Below are 12,454 nucleotides of genomic sequence, written 5' to 3' on the forward strand. Positions count from 1 at the left end.
CGCTACAGTGATGAGGCTATTAGACAAAGAAGGAGCTCTGCCATGAGTAGGACCTGGTTGATCACCGGAGCGTCCCGCGGGTTCGGGCGCAGTCTCACCGAGGCCGTGCTGGAAGCGGGCGACTCCGTCCTCGCCACGGCACGCCGGCCCGGGCAGCTCGAGGACCTGGTGACCCGGTACGGCGAGCGGGTCCGCCCCTTCGCTCTCGACGTCACCGACGCCGGTGCGGCGGTCGACGCCGTGAAGGAGGCCACCGGCGCCTTCGGCCGCCTCGACGTGGTCGTCAACAACGCCGGCTACGCGAACAGCGCGCCGATCGAGGAGATGGCCGAGGACGACTTCCGCGCCCAGGTCGAGACCAACCTCTTCGGCGTCGTGAACGTCACGCGGGCCGCGCTGCCCGTCTTCCGGGCGCAGCGTTCCGGGACCTTCGTGCAGTTCTCCTCCGTCGGCGGGCGCGTCGGCGGGACACCCGGGCTGGGTGCCTACCAGACCGCGAAGTTCGCGGTCGAAGGCTTCTCCGAGGTCCTCGCGAACGAGGTGGCACCCTTCGGCGTGCGGGTGATCATCGTCGAGCCCGGGGCGTTCCGGACCGACTGGCAGGGCTCCTCGATGACCCGGCACGCCGTGGGTCCCGACTACGAGGAGACGATCGGTGCCATCCACCGCTACCGCGACGAGCACGACGGCCGGCAGCCGGGCGATCCGGTCCGCGGCGCGAAGGCCGTCGTCGACGTGGTCGGCGCGGACAACCCGCCCCGGCGGCTTCTCCTCGGCAGCGACGCCGTCGCGCTCGCGCTGAAGGCCGGCGAGGACCGGGTGGCCGAAACCGAGCGGTGGGCCGAGGTCAGCCGCTCGGCCGACTTCCCCCTCGGCGAACAGTGAACGGTCGCCGCAGTTATCGATCCAAGTGTCACAGTGCGGAGTAGGTTGAGCGGGTGAGAGCCGACGCCGCGCGCAACATCGAACTGCTGCTGAAGACGGGCGCCTGCATGCTCGCCGAAGACCCCACCGCGAGCATCGGGGCGATCGCGGCGGCGGCCGGAGTGGACCGCCGGACTGTGTACCGCCGGTTCGCGGGCCGCGACGAGCTGCTGACGGCGATTCACCAGGCCCGGCTGGGCGCGATCGAGGCGGCGATCGAGGTCGCCCGGCTCCGGGAAGCGCCGGTGCCGGTGGCCCTGCACCGGTTCGTCGAGGAGATCGTCGGGGTGAACCGCACCTGGCCGGCCGAGGTCGGCAAGATGCGCCTGGACCCGGAACTCTGGGCGCGGCGCCGGCGTTCGGTCGACGAGGTGGAATCGTTCCTCCGGCGCGCCACCGACGAAGGTTTTCTCCGCCCCGGATCGCCCGCCCGCTGGCCGGGCAACGTGCTCGGGCAGCTGCTGCACCTGGCCACGGCGGAACTGCCCGGCCTGAGCGACGCGCAGGCCGCGGACGTCATCGTCGACACGTTCCTGCGCGCTTTCGCGCAGCCGCAAGGACTTCCCGTGCCGGATCGGTCCTACGACCGCGCGCCGCTTTCCTGAACCGCGTTCATCGTCTATCGTCCATCGTCGATTGACGATGGAGGAGGCCGCCGTGCTGGACCGCGATACCGCCAAGACCTACGCCGGGTGGTTTCGCACGCTCGCCGATCCGACGCGGGTGCAGATCCTCAACCTGCTCGCCGAGTCCGGCGTGCCGATGACGGTGGGGGAGATCGTCGAGCAGGTCAGCGTGGGCCAGTCCACCGTCTCCGCACACCTCAAGGTTCTCGCCGACACCGGGTTCGTGCTGGCCGAGCCGCGGGGGACCGCTCGGCTCTACCGCGTCAACGAAGACTGCGTGTCCTGCTTCCCGAGCGCCGCGGACGTCGTCATGGGCCGTGGTGTCCGGTCGTTCGCCGAGACGGCCGGTGAGGAGGTCCGATGAACCCCGACCGCGACGCCGTCCGCGATCGCTACGCCACCGCCGCCCGGCGAGCACTGGCCGGCGAGGGAACCGGCCTGCTCACCGGCGATCAGGATGCCGACCGGCTCGGTGCCGTCCACTACGCGGGCGCGGAGCTCCCGGTCGAGGTGACGGCGACCAGTCTCGGCTGCGGGAACCCGCTTGCCGTCGCCGAGCTGAAGCCCGGTGAAACCGTGCTCGACCTCGGCTCCGGTGGCGGGCTGGACGTGCTGCTCTCGGCTCGCCGCGTCGGGCCGGCCGGGCGGGCGATCGGCCTGGACATGACCGACGACATGCTCACCCTCGCTCGCCGGCACGCCGAGCGGGCCGGCGTCACCAACGTCGAGTTCCGCAAGGGCACCATCGAGCAGATCCCGCTGCCGGATGCGTCGGTCGACGTCGTCATCTCCAACTGCGTCATCGCGCTCTCGCCCGACAAGCCCGCCGTCTTCGGTGAAATCGCCCGCGTTCTGCGTGCCGGCGGCCGCCTCGGCGTCACCGACATCCTGGCCGACGACACCCTCACCGACGCTGAACGCGCCGCCCGCGCCGGTGCGGTCGAGTGTCTCGGCGGCGCGCTCACTGCCGAGCGCTACCGGACGCTGCTGCGCGAAGCCGGCCTCGTCGGCGTCGGGATCGAGCTGACCCACGAAGTCGGCGACAAGCTCCACTCCGCGATCATCCGCGCCACCAAGCCGGTCCAGGTCGTGGCGATGGCCGCCGAGCACGCCGACCGCGTGCTGGAGATTTACCAGGCCGGGCTCGACACCGGGCAGGCGAGCTTCGAGACCACCGCGCCCGACTGGGAGACGTGGGATGCCGCCCGTCTTCCCGAGCACCGGCTGGTCGCCCTCGATCCGGCTGGGCGGGTCGTCGGCTGGGGCGCGATCACCGCTGTGTCGTCGCGGTGTGTCTACGAAGGGGTTGTCGAGCACAGCGTCTACGTCGATCCCGAGGTGCAGGGCCGCGGAGTCGGGCAGGCGCTGCTGGCCGCGTTGATCGCCTCGACCGAGAACGCGGGCATCTGGACGATCCAGAGCGGCGTGTTCCCCGAGAACGCCGCCAGCCGGGAACTGCACCGACGGGCCGGGTTCCGGGAGATCGGGGTCCGCGAACGCGTCGGCCGGCACCACGGTGTCTGGCGTGACGTCGTCATGATCGAACGTCGCAGCACGCGCGTCGGTATCTAGGGGAGTGGAGCCGGTGCGCCCCTCGATTGCGCACCGGCGTCCGTCCTCAGTTGCAGCAACCCTCCGGCTTGGCGACTTCGCTCGCTTCGGCGTCCGGCGTACAGCACGTGGCGGGGGTGACCAGCGCCGCGCTGTCGCTGCCGTATGTCGTCGAGTCGCCCTTCACCGTGTAGACCTCCCATGGCTCCTTGCCCGGCCCGTGGACCCACACCTTGTCCTGTACCGCGTAGCAGCAGGTGGTGTCGTCCTCGGTGAGCGTCTCGAGGCCTTCGCCGGTGAGCCGCTGGGTCGCCGCGTTGACCTGGTCGGTCGACTCGACCTCCACGCCGAGGTGGTCCAGCGCCGTCGCCTGGCCGGGCTCGCCCTCCAACAGCACCAGCTTCAGCGCCGGCTCCTCGACCGCGAAGTTCGCGTAGCCCGGCCTGAGCTTGGCCGGTTCGGTGCCGAACAGCTTCGAGTAGAAGTCGATCGAGCCTTCGAGGTCGCCGACCCGCAGTGCCAGTTGCACTCTGGACATCCTTGCCGCTCCTTGGATAGATGGTTGTCGAACTAGTTGAACTTAGATTGCCGTCTATATTGAAATCTGTCAATATAGAGGTATGTCGAAGCAACTGCCGCTCGTCGCGATGGACGCCTGCTGCGCGCCCTTGGCCCGGGAGCCGCTGACGCAGGACCAGGCGGTCGAGCTATCGCACCTGTTCAAGGCGATGGCGGACCCGGTCCGGCTGCGGCTGCTGTCGCTGATCGCGTCCCACGCGGGCGGTGAGGCGTGTGTGTGCGACCTGACCGACGCTTTCGACCTGACCGGCCCGACCATCTCCCACCACCTCAAGGTGCTGCGCGAGTCCGGGCTGATCACCGGCGACCGGCGCGGAACCTGGATCTACTACCGCGTCCACCCGGAGGTGTTGGCGCGACTGTCGGCGGTGCTCACCACCACCGGCGAAGCAGTCACGGCGTGACCGCCGTCGGCACCGGGACGGCACCGCGCCTGTCCACGATGGACAAGCTGCTGTGGCCGTCGACGCTCGCGTTCACCGCCGCGGGCAACAACTTCGGACTCGCCATCCCTGCCCATACCTCAGTCGACGGAGAAAGCAGCCATGACCGGCAAGCCTGAAGTCCTCTTCGTCTGCGTGCACAACGCGGGCCGGTCGCAGATGGCCGCCGCTCTGCTGGCTCACCACGCCACGGTGCGGTCGAGGTCCGGTCGGCCGGCTCCGCGCCGGTCGGCAGCATCAACCCCGCCGTCCGCGAGGCGATGGCCGAGATCGGGCTCGACCTCTCCCGCGAGGTCCCGAAGAAGCTGACGACGGACGCGGTCGAGGCCTCCGACGTCGTCATCACGATGGGCTGCGGCGACGCTTGCCCGATCTTCCCCGGCAAGCGGTACCTCGACTGGCAGCTCGAGGACCCCGCCGGCCAGGACGTCGAAGCCGTGCGGCCGATCCGCGACGAGATCGACCGCCGGGTGCGTGAACTCCTCGCCGAACTCTTGGCGGCCAGGGCCTGACCGCAGGCTCGAAAAGGGAAGCATTGCGGCTGCGCCGTTTCTCCTGGCGTACCTGGGTGCGCTGCTGCGGGTCGGTGGTCGTGTTCGGCGGGCTCGGCCTGCTCCTGCGGCCGGCCTGATCCGGTGCAAAAAGTGCCGTGCGACTCCGGGCAATTCCCATAACCGGCCCGAAATGAACGTGAGTAGTTTTCGAACAGGTGGGCGCGAGCCGATTTCCCGGCCACTTCCGGCGAGGGTTCGGACAGTACTGTCAGGCACCCGGGCGGGCGGGACACATCTGGCCGGAGATCCCTGCGGGACACCGGTTCCGGCTGGTCGTGACCGAGGTGCCGGAGGCCTCGCGATGACGGTTGTGTCTGCTGCGGGGCATGGCGGTGTCAAATGCTCCGAACGGGTGTAATAAATTCGTCACGTGATAGCTGAACCGAGCTGTTGCGGGTACGCTCCCAGCGGTCCGTGACACGCCTCGGCGACCGTCTTGGCATCATCGGCCAGGGCGAGCACCGGTGCCTTCCGGCGCTCGAAGAGGGCGTCGACGGAGTCCGGGTGATTCGGTGACCACGGCATCGCGGTACTTCCTCCGGGCTGCTGCTCGGTGAGGTGAGCCCACCTCAGGCTAGAGCTGTGAGTTGGATCCCACAAGGGATCGAACGGGCAGAAGTGGTGCGGTCGGTCCTCCGGGAGGTGCTCCGCCCGGGCGAGCCGTTGTTCGGCCTCATGGCCGGGCCCGCGCAACCGCGGCATGCCCTGGACCTCGCTGGTCGTCGGCCGCCGCTTTCGGCGGCGTGGCGGAACCGCTGCTCGGTGACCATCGGCCGCAATCGGCACATGCCGGCAGCGGCTATCGACCGTTCAACTTTCAACTGGCTCGGGCAGCACGAGCGGTTGCAGGAGGGCCTTCTGCAGTAGTTCGATGATCACATCGATTTGACTCGAAACTTCAGTGGCGAAGTCGTCTCGAATAAAGCCGGACAGCTTGACGAATTCCGCGAGCGATGCTCCATTTGGGCCTGTTTGAACCACGACGTGTCGCCTGTCTTTGTATTCATCGATGACCTCGTTGAGATATTTCTCGATTATTTTGTAGCTCATCTCCAGCTGCTCGCCTGGCGCCCTTGTTTGGGTGGCGCTTTCGTGGTCGTTGAGGGCGAGGTTTCGTAGACGTTCGTCCGTTATGGATGGCAAGCGCCGCTTGAATTTCTCGAACTCAAGCTGTTGAACTATCAGATCTCCTATATGTCGGTCGTATATATCCAATGTAATATGACCGCCTGCGCCATCGATCGTTGCGGCTGCCAATGTTCTGCGCATGCGCTTGATGTCATTGTATGCAGTCAGTGTCTCTTGTAGTAGCGATTGAAGTAGGCTGTCTTTTCGGGCGCGTTCGTCGCGTAAGTTCTCGACATCGCGGCGCCACTGCTCGAGACGTACGTCCCGTTGTCGAGCTTGTCGTTGCGCCTCTTCCGTGCGATCCTGCTGGAAAGTAAACGTCGCCAGTCCCGCCAGGCCGCCGAGGAGTGCGACCGAGATCGCCTGCATCGCCGTCTTCGCTGCCTCGTAGCGAAGCGTGCTATTGGCTGGGTTTCCGAGCCAGGCCCAGATCAGAATCGCGATACTCACCCCGCCGATCATGGTCAGCCCGATCAGGCCGCGTCGTTTCGCGGGCAGGATTCGACTGATGATCTTGGCTCTCGTTGAGGGGCTGGATTCCCGATCTTGATTTTGAGGCATGTCGACTCCGATCAACGTGCAGAAGGGGTGCTCGAGAGTAATTCTGTGATTTATTTCCGATCCCTGGCGTGAGTCTGTCCGCTCTTGGCGAATACTCTCCCGAATATGGAATCGGGCGTCGTTTCCGTAGCGAAACACTCTGCTGCCGGCGTCACTCGACTGCGAGTCTGCTTCATCCGCCCGGATCTCCGGGGTGAGCCGACTGGTGTAACGAGTCGGCCTGAGAAGAAGCGTCGATTCCTGCTTGGCGCTGTCGGCTGGCCTGCAGGGAATGGCCGGGACGGGGACGCGTCCGAGGTGGCGGAAGCGGCTGCCGTGGAAGAACACGCACTCGTCCCGCTCTCCGCAAGCGAGCGGAGAGCGGGGCAGGCCGGACGACGAACGACTTCGGCTGCCGGCGGGCATGCTCGACGCACCCCGGCGGTTCGGCGGCCACCCGGCCGGCGGGCGGCGCCGGATCCGGATCGCCGGCGGAAGCACGCCGTTCGTGGGGCGGCTGCCGGCGGCGATCACGGTGCCCGGTTCACGGTTCCTCGAGGCCGGCACCGGGCTTCCGGCACGTCAAGTTACCCCCGGCCCGAGCTGAGCGAGAGAACCACTGCCGGGTGGGCCAAGTTGGCCCAGGCTGACCGGGCCCGCGGCCACGATCCTGGCTCCATGTGGATCACCGCGGCTGCCGCCGAGCTCGCCGCGGTGCCGGTTTCCCGGGCGCAGTGACCCACCTCACTTGCTTCGAATTCGAAGCAGCAGTACCGTGTCCATAGTTGCTTCAAGTTCGAAGCAGATTTACTACCAGCGAAAGCGAGACTCCGATGAAGGCAGTGCGTTTCCACGAGTACGGCGCCCCCGACGTCCTGCGTTACGAGGACGTGGCGCAGCCGGTTCCCGCGGCCGGGCAGGTTCTGGTCCGGGTGGCCGCGACGTCGTTCAACTCCGTCGACGGCAACATCCGCGGCGGCTTCATGCAGGGCCCCATCCCGGTCGAGCTGCCCCACACCCCCGGCCTCGACGTCGCCGGCACGGTCGACGCGCTCGGCGAGGGACTGGACGGTCTCGCGGTCGGGGACCAGGTCGTCGGCTTCCTGCCGATGGACAAGCCCGGCGCCGCCGCGGAGTACGCCCTCGCCCCCGTCGAAATCCTCGCGGCGGCCCCGAAGAGCGTCCCGCTGGCCGACGCCGCGGCATTGCCGCTGGTGGGTCTCACCGCCTATCAAGCGTTGTTCGACCACGGGAAGCTGACCGCCGGGCAGCGCGTGCTGATCAACGGTGCCGGTGGCGCGGTCGGCGGCTACGCCGTGCAGCTGGCCAAGAACGCCGGCGCCTACGTCATCGCCACGGCCAGCCCGCGCAGCGGCGACGCGGTCAAGGCGGCCGGTGCCGACGAGATCGTCGACCACACCACCACCGCGGTGACCGACGCCGTGACCGAACCCGTCGACCTGGCGCTCAACCTCGCCGCGGTCGACCCGGCGGGCCTGGCCGCGCTGGTCACCCTGGTCCGTCCCGGCGGGGTCCTGGTGAACACCACGGTCTGGATGCCCGCGCCCTCCGACGAAGAGCGCGGCGTGCGCGGCATCGACCTGTTCGTCCGCAGCGACGCCGACCAGCTGGCGAAGCTGGTCGCGCTGGTCGACCGCGGCGAGCTGCGCGTCGACGTCGCCGAGCGGGTCGCGCTGGACGGGCTGCCGGCGCTGCACGCCCGGGCCGCCGAAGGCGCCGTGCACGGCAAGGTCGTCGTCGTCCCGGCCACCGCCTGATTCGGAAGGCAGAAACCGTGTCTCTGAGCTTCGATCCTGAAATCGCCGAGGCGCTCGCCCCGATGGCCGGCGCGACGCCACCGGCGGTGGGGGACATCGCGGGCCGCCGTGCCCTGTGGGAGCCGATCATCGGCGCCGCGGGAACGGCCCAGCCGATCCCGGCCGACGTCAAGGCGCGCGAGTACTCCGCGACCGCGGACGACGGAGCGCAGATCACGATGCGCTGGTACACCAAAGAAGGAGCGGCACCCGGTCCGGCAGTGCTGTTCTTCCACGGTGGCGGGTACATCTTCGGCCACATCGACCTGTTCGACGGGCCGGTCAGCCGCTACGTCTCGGCCAGCGGCGTGCCGATGCTGTCGGTGGAGTACCGCCGTGCCCCCGAACATCCTTACCCGACGCCGCTCGAAGACGCCTATGCCGCGCTGCGCTGGCTGCACGAGCACGCCGCCGAACTGGGCGTCGATCGCGAACGGATCGGCGTGATGGGTGACAGCGCCGGCGGCGGCCTGGCGGCCGCACTGACGATCCTCACCCGCGACCGCCGCGGCCCGAAGATCGCCCGCCAGATCCTGCTCATGCCGATGCTCGATGACCGCATCCCCGCTCCCGACCCGCACATCGCGCCCTTCGTGCTGTGGTCCTACGACGACAGCCACACCGCCTGGCCCGCCCTGCTCGGCGACACCGCCGGCGGCCCCGACGTTCCCGCCACCGCGGCCCCGGCCCGGCTCGAAGACGCGACCGGTCTCCCGGCGGCGTACATCGAAGTCGGTCAGCTCGACGTCTTCCGCGACGAAGACACCGCCTACGCCACCAAACTCGGCCAAGCCGGGGTGGAGGTGGAATTCCACCTGCACCCCGGCGCCCCGCACGAGTTCGACTCCATCGCCTTCGGCTCCGACGTCGCGCGGCGGGCCATCGCCGACCGTGTCCGGGTCCTCAAGTCGATCTGAACCTTGAAGAGACTGTGGACGATCCCGGCGGCCTGTTCGCCGGGACGGCACAGCACACCTTCGAGTTCGAAGCAGTAGGCTGGGAGTCATGCCGGATTCGCCGCCGTCGCTGGACCCCGTGCAGCTGGGCGCCTACTTCGACCTCATCGAGGTGACCAGCCTGCTGCGGCACGCGGTCGAGCAGCAGCTGCGCCAGGCCGGTGAGCTCAGTTACGTGCAGTTCCAGCTGCTGGCCCGCCTCGGGGACGCACCGACGGGCAGCCACCGCATGACCGACCTCGCCGACGGCGTCGTCTACAGCCGCAGCGGCCTCACCTACCAGGCCGGCCTGCTCGAGAAAGCCGGCCTGGTGGTGCGTACCCCGTCCCCGGACGACGAGCGGAGCGTCACGGTCACCATCACCGACGCCGGCCGCGCCCTGCTCGCGCAAGTGCTGCCCGGGCACATCGAGGTGGTCAGCGGCCTGCTGTTCGAACCGCTCTCCCACGACGACGTCAAGACCCTCGCCGCCCTGCTCGCTCCGGTGCGCGACCACATGCGCTCGACCCCACCGCGCTCAGCCGCGCCTCGCCGCCGCTGAGGATTCCGCTCACGAGATGGAATTGCCCCCGCGCTGCCACATCTCGTAGTTCCCGCATTCCGCGGTGGTTCCAGCCGCCGTTTGAGCGGCCGTGAAGAAATCGTCGACCATGGTCGAGACGCGCGATTCCGCCACCGCGAGACACACCTGTTCGGGGGCCAGATCCGGGATGGGTACGTAGCTGATTTCCGGGTGTGAATAGAACACGGTCGCCGAACGGGCCAGGAACGAGATGCCCCGGCCGGCCGCGACGTGCTCGAGCGTTTCGTCCACCCCGCGCGCCAGGTACCCGGCGTTGGGGTGCGGGCGTCCGGTGGGCTGGGTGCTGGGATCGGCGTGCCAGATCAGCGGCTCACCGGCCAGATCGGCCTCGGTGACTTCCTCCTTGCCGGCCAGCCGGTGACCGGCGGGCAAAACCGCCACCCGTGGTTCGGTGTAGAGCGGGGCCACGCGCAAACCGGCTTCGTCGATGGGCAGCCGCACGTAACCGATGTCGATGCGGCCGTCGAGCAGCATCTTGGCCTGGTCGTCGCTTTCGATCCGTTGCACGTCGACGAGAACGTCCGGGTGGCGAGCGGCGAACAGGTTCACCGCCGGAGCGGTCGGGATGCCCGCCCGGAAGCCGACCATCAGCCGCCGGCTGCCTCGCGCGGCCACGGTCACCCGGCGGCGGGCCGCATGGGCGGAGGCGAGCAGCGGGCCGGCGTCGGCCAGCAGTTGCCGTCCGGCGTCGGTCAGCGTGACGCCGTGGCTGTCCCTGGTCAGCAGCGCGGCGCCGAGATCCCGTTCCAGTGCGCGGATCTGCCGGCTGAGCACCGGCTGGGCGATGTGCAGTTCCTCGGCGGCGCGGCCGAAGTGGAGCTTGTCGGCGACGGCGACGAAGTAGCGCAGCTTGCGCAGGTCGAGATCCATGGAACCTCCCGGTCCGGCGATGCCTTCAGGGTATCGCAGCAGCTGAAAGAGGTCTTGGACGCGCACTCGGGCCGGTGGCAGCCTCGGAAGTCGGACGCCGTCGACCATTCGGCGATTCACCAGGACGGGACCGAATGTCCGGTCCGATCTGCAGAAAGCAGCACACCATGAGCAGCATCAGCATCATCGGCCTCGGCGGCATGGCCCGGGCCATCGCGGCCCGCGCGGTCGAGGGCGGCAACACCGTCGAGGTCATCGGCCGTGACGCGGCCAAGGCCGGCGAACTGGCCGCCGCGCTCGGCGGCGGCGCCACGGCCGGGACGTTCGGCACCGCACCCGCCGGCGACCTCGTCATCCTCGCCGTGCCGCACGCCGGCGGCGTACCGGTCGTCGCTCAGTACGGGGACGCGCTGGCCGGCAAGGTCATCATCGACATCTCCAACACGTTCGCCGGCCCCGACGACACCGTCTTGGTCACCGCCGAGGGCAGTTCCGGTGCGCAGGAGATCGCCAAGGCCGCCCCGGCGAGCGCGCACGTGGTCAAGGCGTTCAACACCGTCTTCGGGCACGTCCTGACCCGGGGTGGCCCGCTGGACGTGCTCGTCGCCGGCGACGACGCGGGCGCCAAGGCGAGCGTGTCGGCGTTCATCGAGAGCCTCGGGCTGCGCCCGCTGGACGTCGGTGGCCTGGCGATGGCGCACTGGCTGGAGGGTGCCGGCCTGCTGCTGATGGGCCTGGCCCGCAGCGGCGCGGGATTCGACGTCGCGCTCGGCGTCACCGTCCTCGACTGAGCGTCCCGCACCAGCACAACCGTTTGACAAGGAGCATCAGCAGCATGCGCGTTTTCATCACCGGCGGGACCGGCCACGCCGGCTCGCACCTCGTCCCCGAGCTCATCGCCGCCGGGCACGAGGTCACCGGCCTGGCCCGGTCGGACGCCTCCGCGGCGGCGTTGGCCGCACTCGGTGCGAAGGTGCGTCGCGGCAGCCTGGAGGACCTCGACGGGCTCAAGGAGGCGGCCGCCGATTCCGACGGCGTCATCCACGTCGCGCACCGGCAGGACCTGCTTCCGGCCGGCGGGATGGACGCCGTGGCCGCCGCGGAACTCCCGATCGTGCACGCCTACGGCGACGCCCTCGCGGGAACGGGGAAGCCGCTGGTCGCGGCCGGGAGCATCGGCTCGCCCGGGAACGGGCGGAACCTGGACCGGCCGGCCACCGAGGAGGACCCGGCGCTGCCCGCCGGCGACGAGCACCGGGGCACCCTGCGGGCTCGCAACGTCGTGGAAACCGCCGTGGCCGGCCTCGCCGAGCGGGGAGTGCGCTCTTCGGTCGTGCGGCTGCCCACCATCATGCACAGCACGACCGATGCGGGCTTCCTCACCACGTTGATCGCCGTGGCGAAGGAGAAGGGCTTCGCCGGCTACCCCGGGGACGGCGCGAACCGGTGGAACACCGTGCACGCCCGCGATGCCGCCGCCGTGTTCCGCCTGGCGCTGGAAAAGGGCCCGGCCGGCCGGGCCTGGCACGCGGTCGAGGGCGAGGGCATTCCGTTCCGCGAGATCGCGGAGGCCATCGGCCGCCGTCTCGGCGTGCCCGCCGTGAGCATTCCCGCGGACGAGCTGGTGCTGCCGGGATACTTCGGGTTCCTCACCGCCGTGGTCACGCTCGACCTCCCGGTGTCCGGCCTCATCACCCGCCGGACTCTCGGCTGGGAACCCGTTCAGCCCGGCCTGTTCGCCGATCTGGACAACGGCCATTACTTTCCGGCCGGCTGAAGGGTCGGTTCACCACGAGCCCGGCCGACACTGCTGGAGGAAGCGGAAGACATGACGACAGTGGGATTCATCGGAAGCGGCAACATCGGCCGTGCGGTCGCGCGGC

General features: G+C 69.3%; 15 protein-coding genes and 1 pseudogene. 13 read left to right on the forward strand and 3 right to left on the reverse strand.

Translation table 11 applies throughout. The features are described from left to right. Positions 1-42 precede the first annotated feature (42 nt). The 4 genes from ACFVYA_RS07465 to ACFVYA_RS07480 are packed head-to-tail and all read left to right on the forward strand — an operon-like array spanning position 43 to position 3,122. Positions 43-885, forward strand: coding sequence for an oxidoreductase (locus ACFVYA_RS07465; RefSeq protein ID WP_387043401.1), 843 nt, complete (start codon positions 43-45; stop codon positions 883-885). A 53-nt stretch (positions 886-938) separates the two neighbouring features. Further along, positions 939-1,529, forward strand: coding sequence for a TetR/AcrR family transcriptional regulator (locus ACFVYA_RS07470; RefSeq protein WP_387043403.1), 591 nt, complete (start codon positions 939-941; stop codon positions 1,527-1,529). A gap of 52 nt (positions 1,530-1,581) precedes the next feature. Continuing rightward, positions 1,582-1,914, forward strand: coding sequence for a helix-turn-helix transcriptional regulator (locus ACFVYA_RS07475; RefSeq protein WP_285992583.1), 333 nt, complete (start codon positions 1,582-1,584; stop codon positions 1,912-1,914). After that, positions 1,911-3,122 carry a GNAT family N-acetyltransferase gene (locus ACFVYA_RS07480; protein WP_387043405.1) on the forward strand — a complete coding sequence of 404 codons (1,212 nt, stop codon included), beginning with the start codon at positions 1,911-1,913 and terminating at the stop codon, positions 3,120-3,122. Before ACFVYA_RS07475 ends, ACFVYA_RS07480 begins: the two co-directional genes overlap by 4 nt. A 46-nt stretch (positions 3,123-3,168) precedes the next feature. On the opposite strand, the gene ACFVYA_RS07485 is transcribed toward ACFVYA_RS07480, so the two are convergent. After that, positions 3,169-3,639, reverse strand: coding sequence for an ArsI/CadI family heavy metal resistance metalloenzyme (locus ACFVYA_RS07485; RefSeq protein WP_387043407.1), 471 nt, complete (start codon positions 3,637-3,639; stop codon positions 3,169-3,171). 82 nt (positions 3,640-3,721) lie between these two features. Here ACFVYA_RS07485 and ACFVYA_RS07490 point away from each other — a divergent pair, with 82 nt between their 5' ends. The 3 genes and pseudogenes from ACFVYA_RS07490 to ACFVYA_RS07500 all read left to right on the forward strand — a co-directional run bounded on the left by ACFVYA_RS07490 (position 3,722) and on the right by ACFVYA_RS07500 (position 4,635). Beyond that, positions 3,722-4,084, forward strand: a complete 363-nt coding sequence (locus tag ACFVYA_RS07490; RefSeq protein ID WP_285992580.1) for a metalloregulator ArsR/SmtB family transcription factor — start codon at positions 3,722-3,724, stop codon at positions 4,082-4,084. Next, positions 4,081-4,242, forward strand: coding sequence for a hypothetical protein (locus ACFVYA_RS07495; protein WP_387043409.1), 162 nt, complete (start codon positions 4,081-4,083; stop codon positions 4,240-4,242). The genes ACFVYA_RS07490 and ACFVYA_RS07495 overlap by 4 nt, the downstream gene beginning before the upstream one ends. Beyond that, positions 4,226-4,635, forward strand: a pseudogene (locus ACFVYA_RS07500) (arsenate reductase ArsC). The gene ACFVYA_RS07495 and the pseudogene ACFVYA_RS07500 overlap by 17 nt, the downstream one beginning before the upstream one ends. 852 nt (positions 4,636-5,487) lie before the next feature. Here ACFVYA_RS07500 and ACFVYA_RS07505 read toward each other — a convergent pair. Next, on the reverse strand, positions 5,488-6,693 hold the full coding sequence (locus tag ACFVYA_RS07505; RefSeq protein ID WP_387043411.1) for a hypothetical protein: 1,206 nt from the start codon (positions 6,691-6,693) through the stop codon (positions 5,488-5,490). Positions 6,694-6,769: 76 nt separating this feature from the next. Between ACFVYA_RS07505 and ACFVYA_RS07510 the strand changes: the two genes are divergently transcribed. The 4 genes from ACFVYA_RS07510 to ACFVYA_RS07525 all read left to right on the forward strand — a co-directional run bounded on the left by ACFVYA_RS07510 (position 6,770) and on the right by ACFVYA_RS07525 (position 9,659). After that, the gene (locus ACFVYA_RS07510) at positions 6,770-6,952 is read left to right on the forward strand and encodes a hypothetical protein (protein WP_387043413.1); all 183 of its coding nucleotides are present in this window, start codon (positions 6,770-6,772) and stop codon (positions 6,950-6,952) included. A 226-nt stretch (positions 6,953-7,178) separates the two neighbouring features. Further along, the gene (locus tag ACFVYA_RS07515; RefSeq protein WP_387043415.1) at positions 7,179-8,123 is read left to right on the forward strand and encodes an NADP-dependent oxidoreductase; all 945 of its coding nucleotides are present in this window, start codon (positions 7,179-7,181) and stop codon (positions 8,121-8,123) included. A gap of 17 nt (positions 8,124-8,140) precedes the next feature. Further along, positions 8,141-9,079, forward strand: a complete 939-nt coding sequence (locus ACFVYA_RS07520) for an alpha/beta hydrolase (RefSeq protein ID WP_387043417.1) — start codon at positions 8,141-8,143, stop codon at positions 9,077-9,079. An 88-nt stretch (positions 9,080-9,167) separates the two neighbouring features. After that, on the forward strand, positions 9,168-9,659 hold the full coding sequence (locus ACFVYA_RS07525; protein ID WP_387043419.1) for a MarR family winged helix-turn-helix transcriptional regulator: 492 nt from the start codon (positions 9,168-9,170) through the stop codon (positions 9,657-9,659). Between the two features lie 9 nt (positions 9,660-9,668). Here the strand turns inward: ACFVYA_RS07525 and ACFVYA_RS07530 are convergent, their stop codons facing one another. Then, a complete protein-coding gene (locus ACFVYA_RS07530) occupies positions 9,669-10,571 on the reverse strand; it encodes a LysR family transcriptional regulator (RefSeq protein WP_387043421.1) in 903 nt (300 codons plus the stop codon). Positions 10,572-10,738: 167 nt separating this feature from the next. On the opposite strand from ACFVYA_RS07530, the gene ACFVYA_RS07535 reads away from it, so the two are divergent. After that, the gene (locus ACFVYA_RS07535; RefSeq protein ID WP_285992570.1) at positions 10,739-11,362 is read left to right on the forward strand and encodes an NADPH-dependent F420 reductase; all 624 of its coding nucleotides are present in this window, start codon (positions 10,739-10,741) and stop codon (positions 11,360-11,362) included. Between the two features lie 44 nt (positions 11,363-11,406). Further along, positions 11,407-12,348 (forward strand): SDR family oxidoreductase, encoded by a 942-nt coding sequence (locus ACFVYA_RS07540; protein WP_387043423.1) that lies wholly within the window; start codon positions 11,407-11,409, stop codon positions 12,346-12,348. The last annotated feature ends 106 nt before the right edge of the window (positions 12,349-12,454 follow it).

The organism is Amycolatopsis sp. NPDC058278, from assembly GCF_042881395.1.
Lineage (GTDB): Bacteria > Actinomycetota > Actinomycetes > Mycobacteriales > Pseudonocardiaceae > Amycolatopsis.

Bases quoted from the DNA above. Each gene is read 5' to 3' on its own strand.
- ACFVYA_RS07490 (WP_285992580.1), top strand. From the start codon at position 3,722: ATGTCGAAGCAACTGCCGCTCGTCGCGATGGACGCCTGCTGCGCGCCC.
- ACFVYA_RS07510 (WP_387043413.1), top strand. From the start codon at position 6,770: ATGCTCGACGCACCCCGGCGGTTCGGCGGCCACCCGGCCGGCGGGCGG.
- ACFVYA_RS07485 (WP_387043407.1), bottom strand. From the start codon at position 3,639: ATGTCCAGAGTGCAACTGGCACTGCGGGTCGGCGACCTCGAAGGCTCG.
- ACFVYA_RS07540 (WP_387043423.1), top strand. From the start codon at position 11,407: ATGCGCGTTTTCATCACCGGCGGGACCGGCCACGCCGGCTCGCACCTC.
- ACFVYA_RS07515 (WP_387043415.1), top strand. From the start codon at position 7,179: ATGAAGGCAGTGCGTTTCCACGAGTACGGCGCCCCCGACGTCCTGCGT.
- ACFVYA_RS07530 (WP_387043421.1), bottom strand. From the start codon at position 10,571: ATGGATCTCGACCTGCGCAAGCTGCGCTACTTCGTCGCCGTCGCCGAC.
- ACFVYA_RS07480 (WP_387043405.1), top strand. From the start codon at position 1,911: ATGAACCCCGACCGCGACGCCGTCCGCGATCGCTACGCCACCGCCGCC.
- ACFVYA_RS07535 (WP_285992570.1), top strand. From the start codon at position 10,739: ATGAGCAGCATCAGCATCATCGGCCTCGGCGGCATGGCCCGGGCCATC.
- ACFVYA_RS07525 (WP_387043419.1), top strand. From the start codon at position 9,168: ATGCCGGATTCGCCGCCGTCGCTGGACCCCGTGCAGCTGGGCGCCTAC.
- ACFVYA_RS07465 (WP_387043401.1), top strand. From the start codon at position 43: ATGAGTAGGACCTGGTTGATCACCGGAGCGTCCCGCGGGTTCGGGCGC.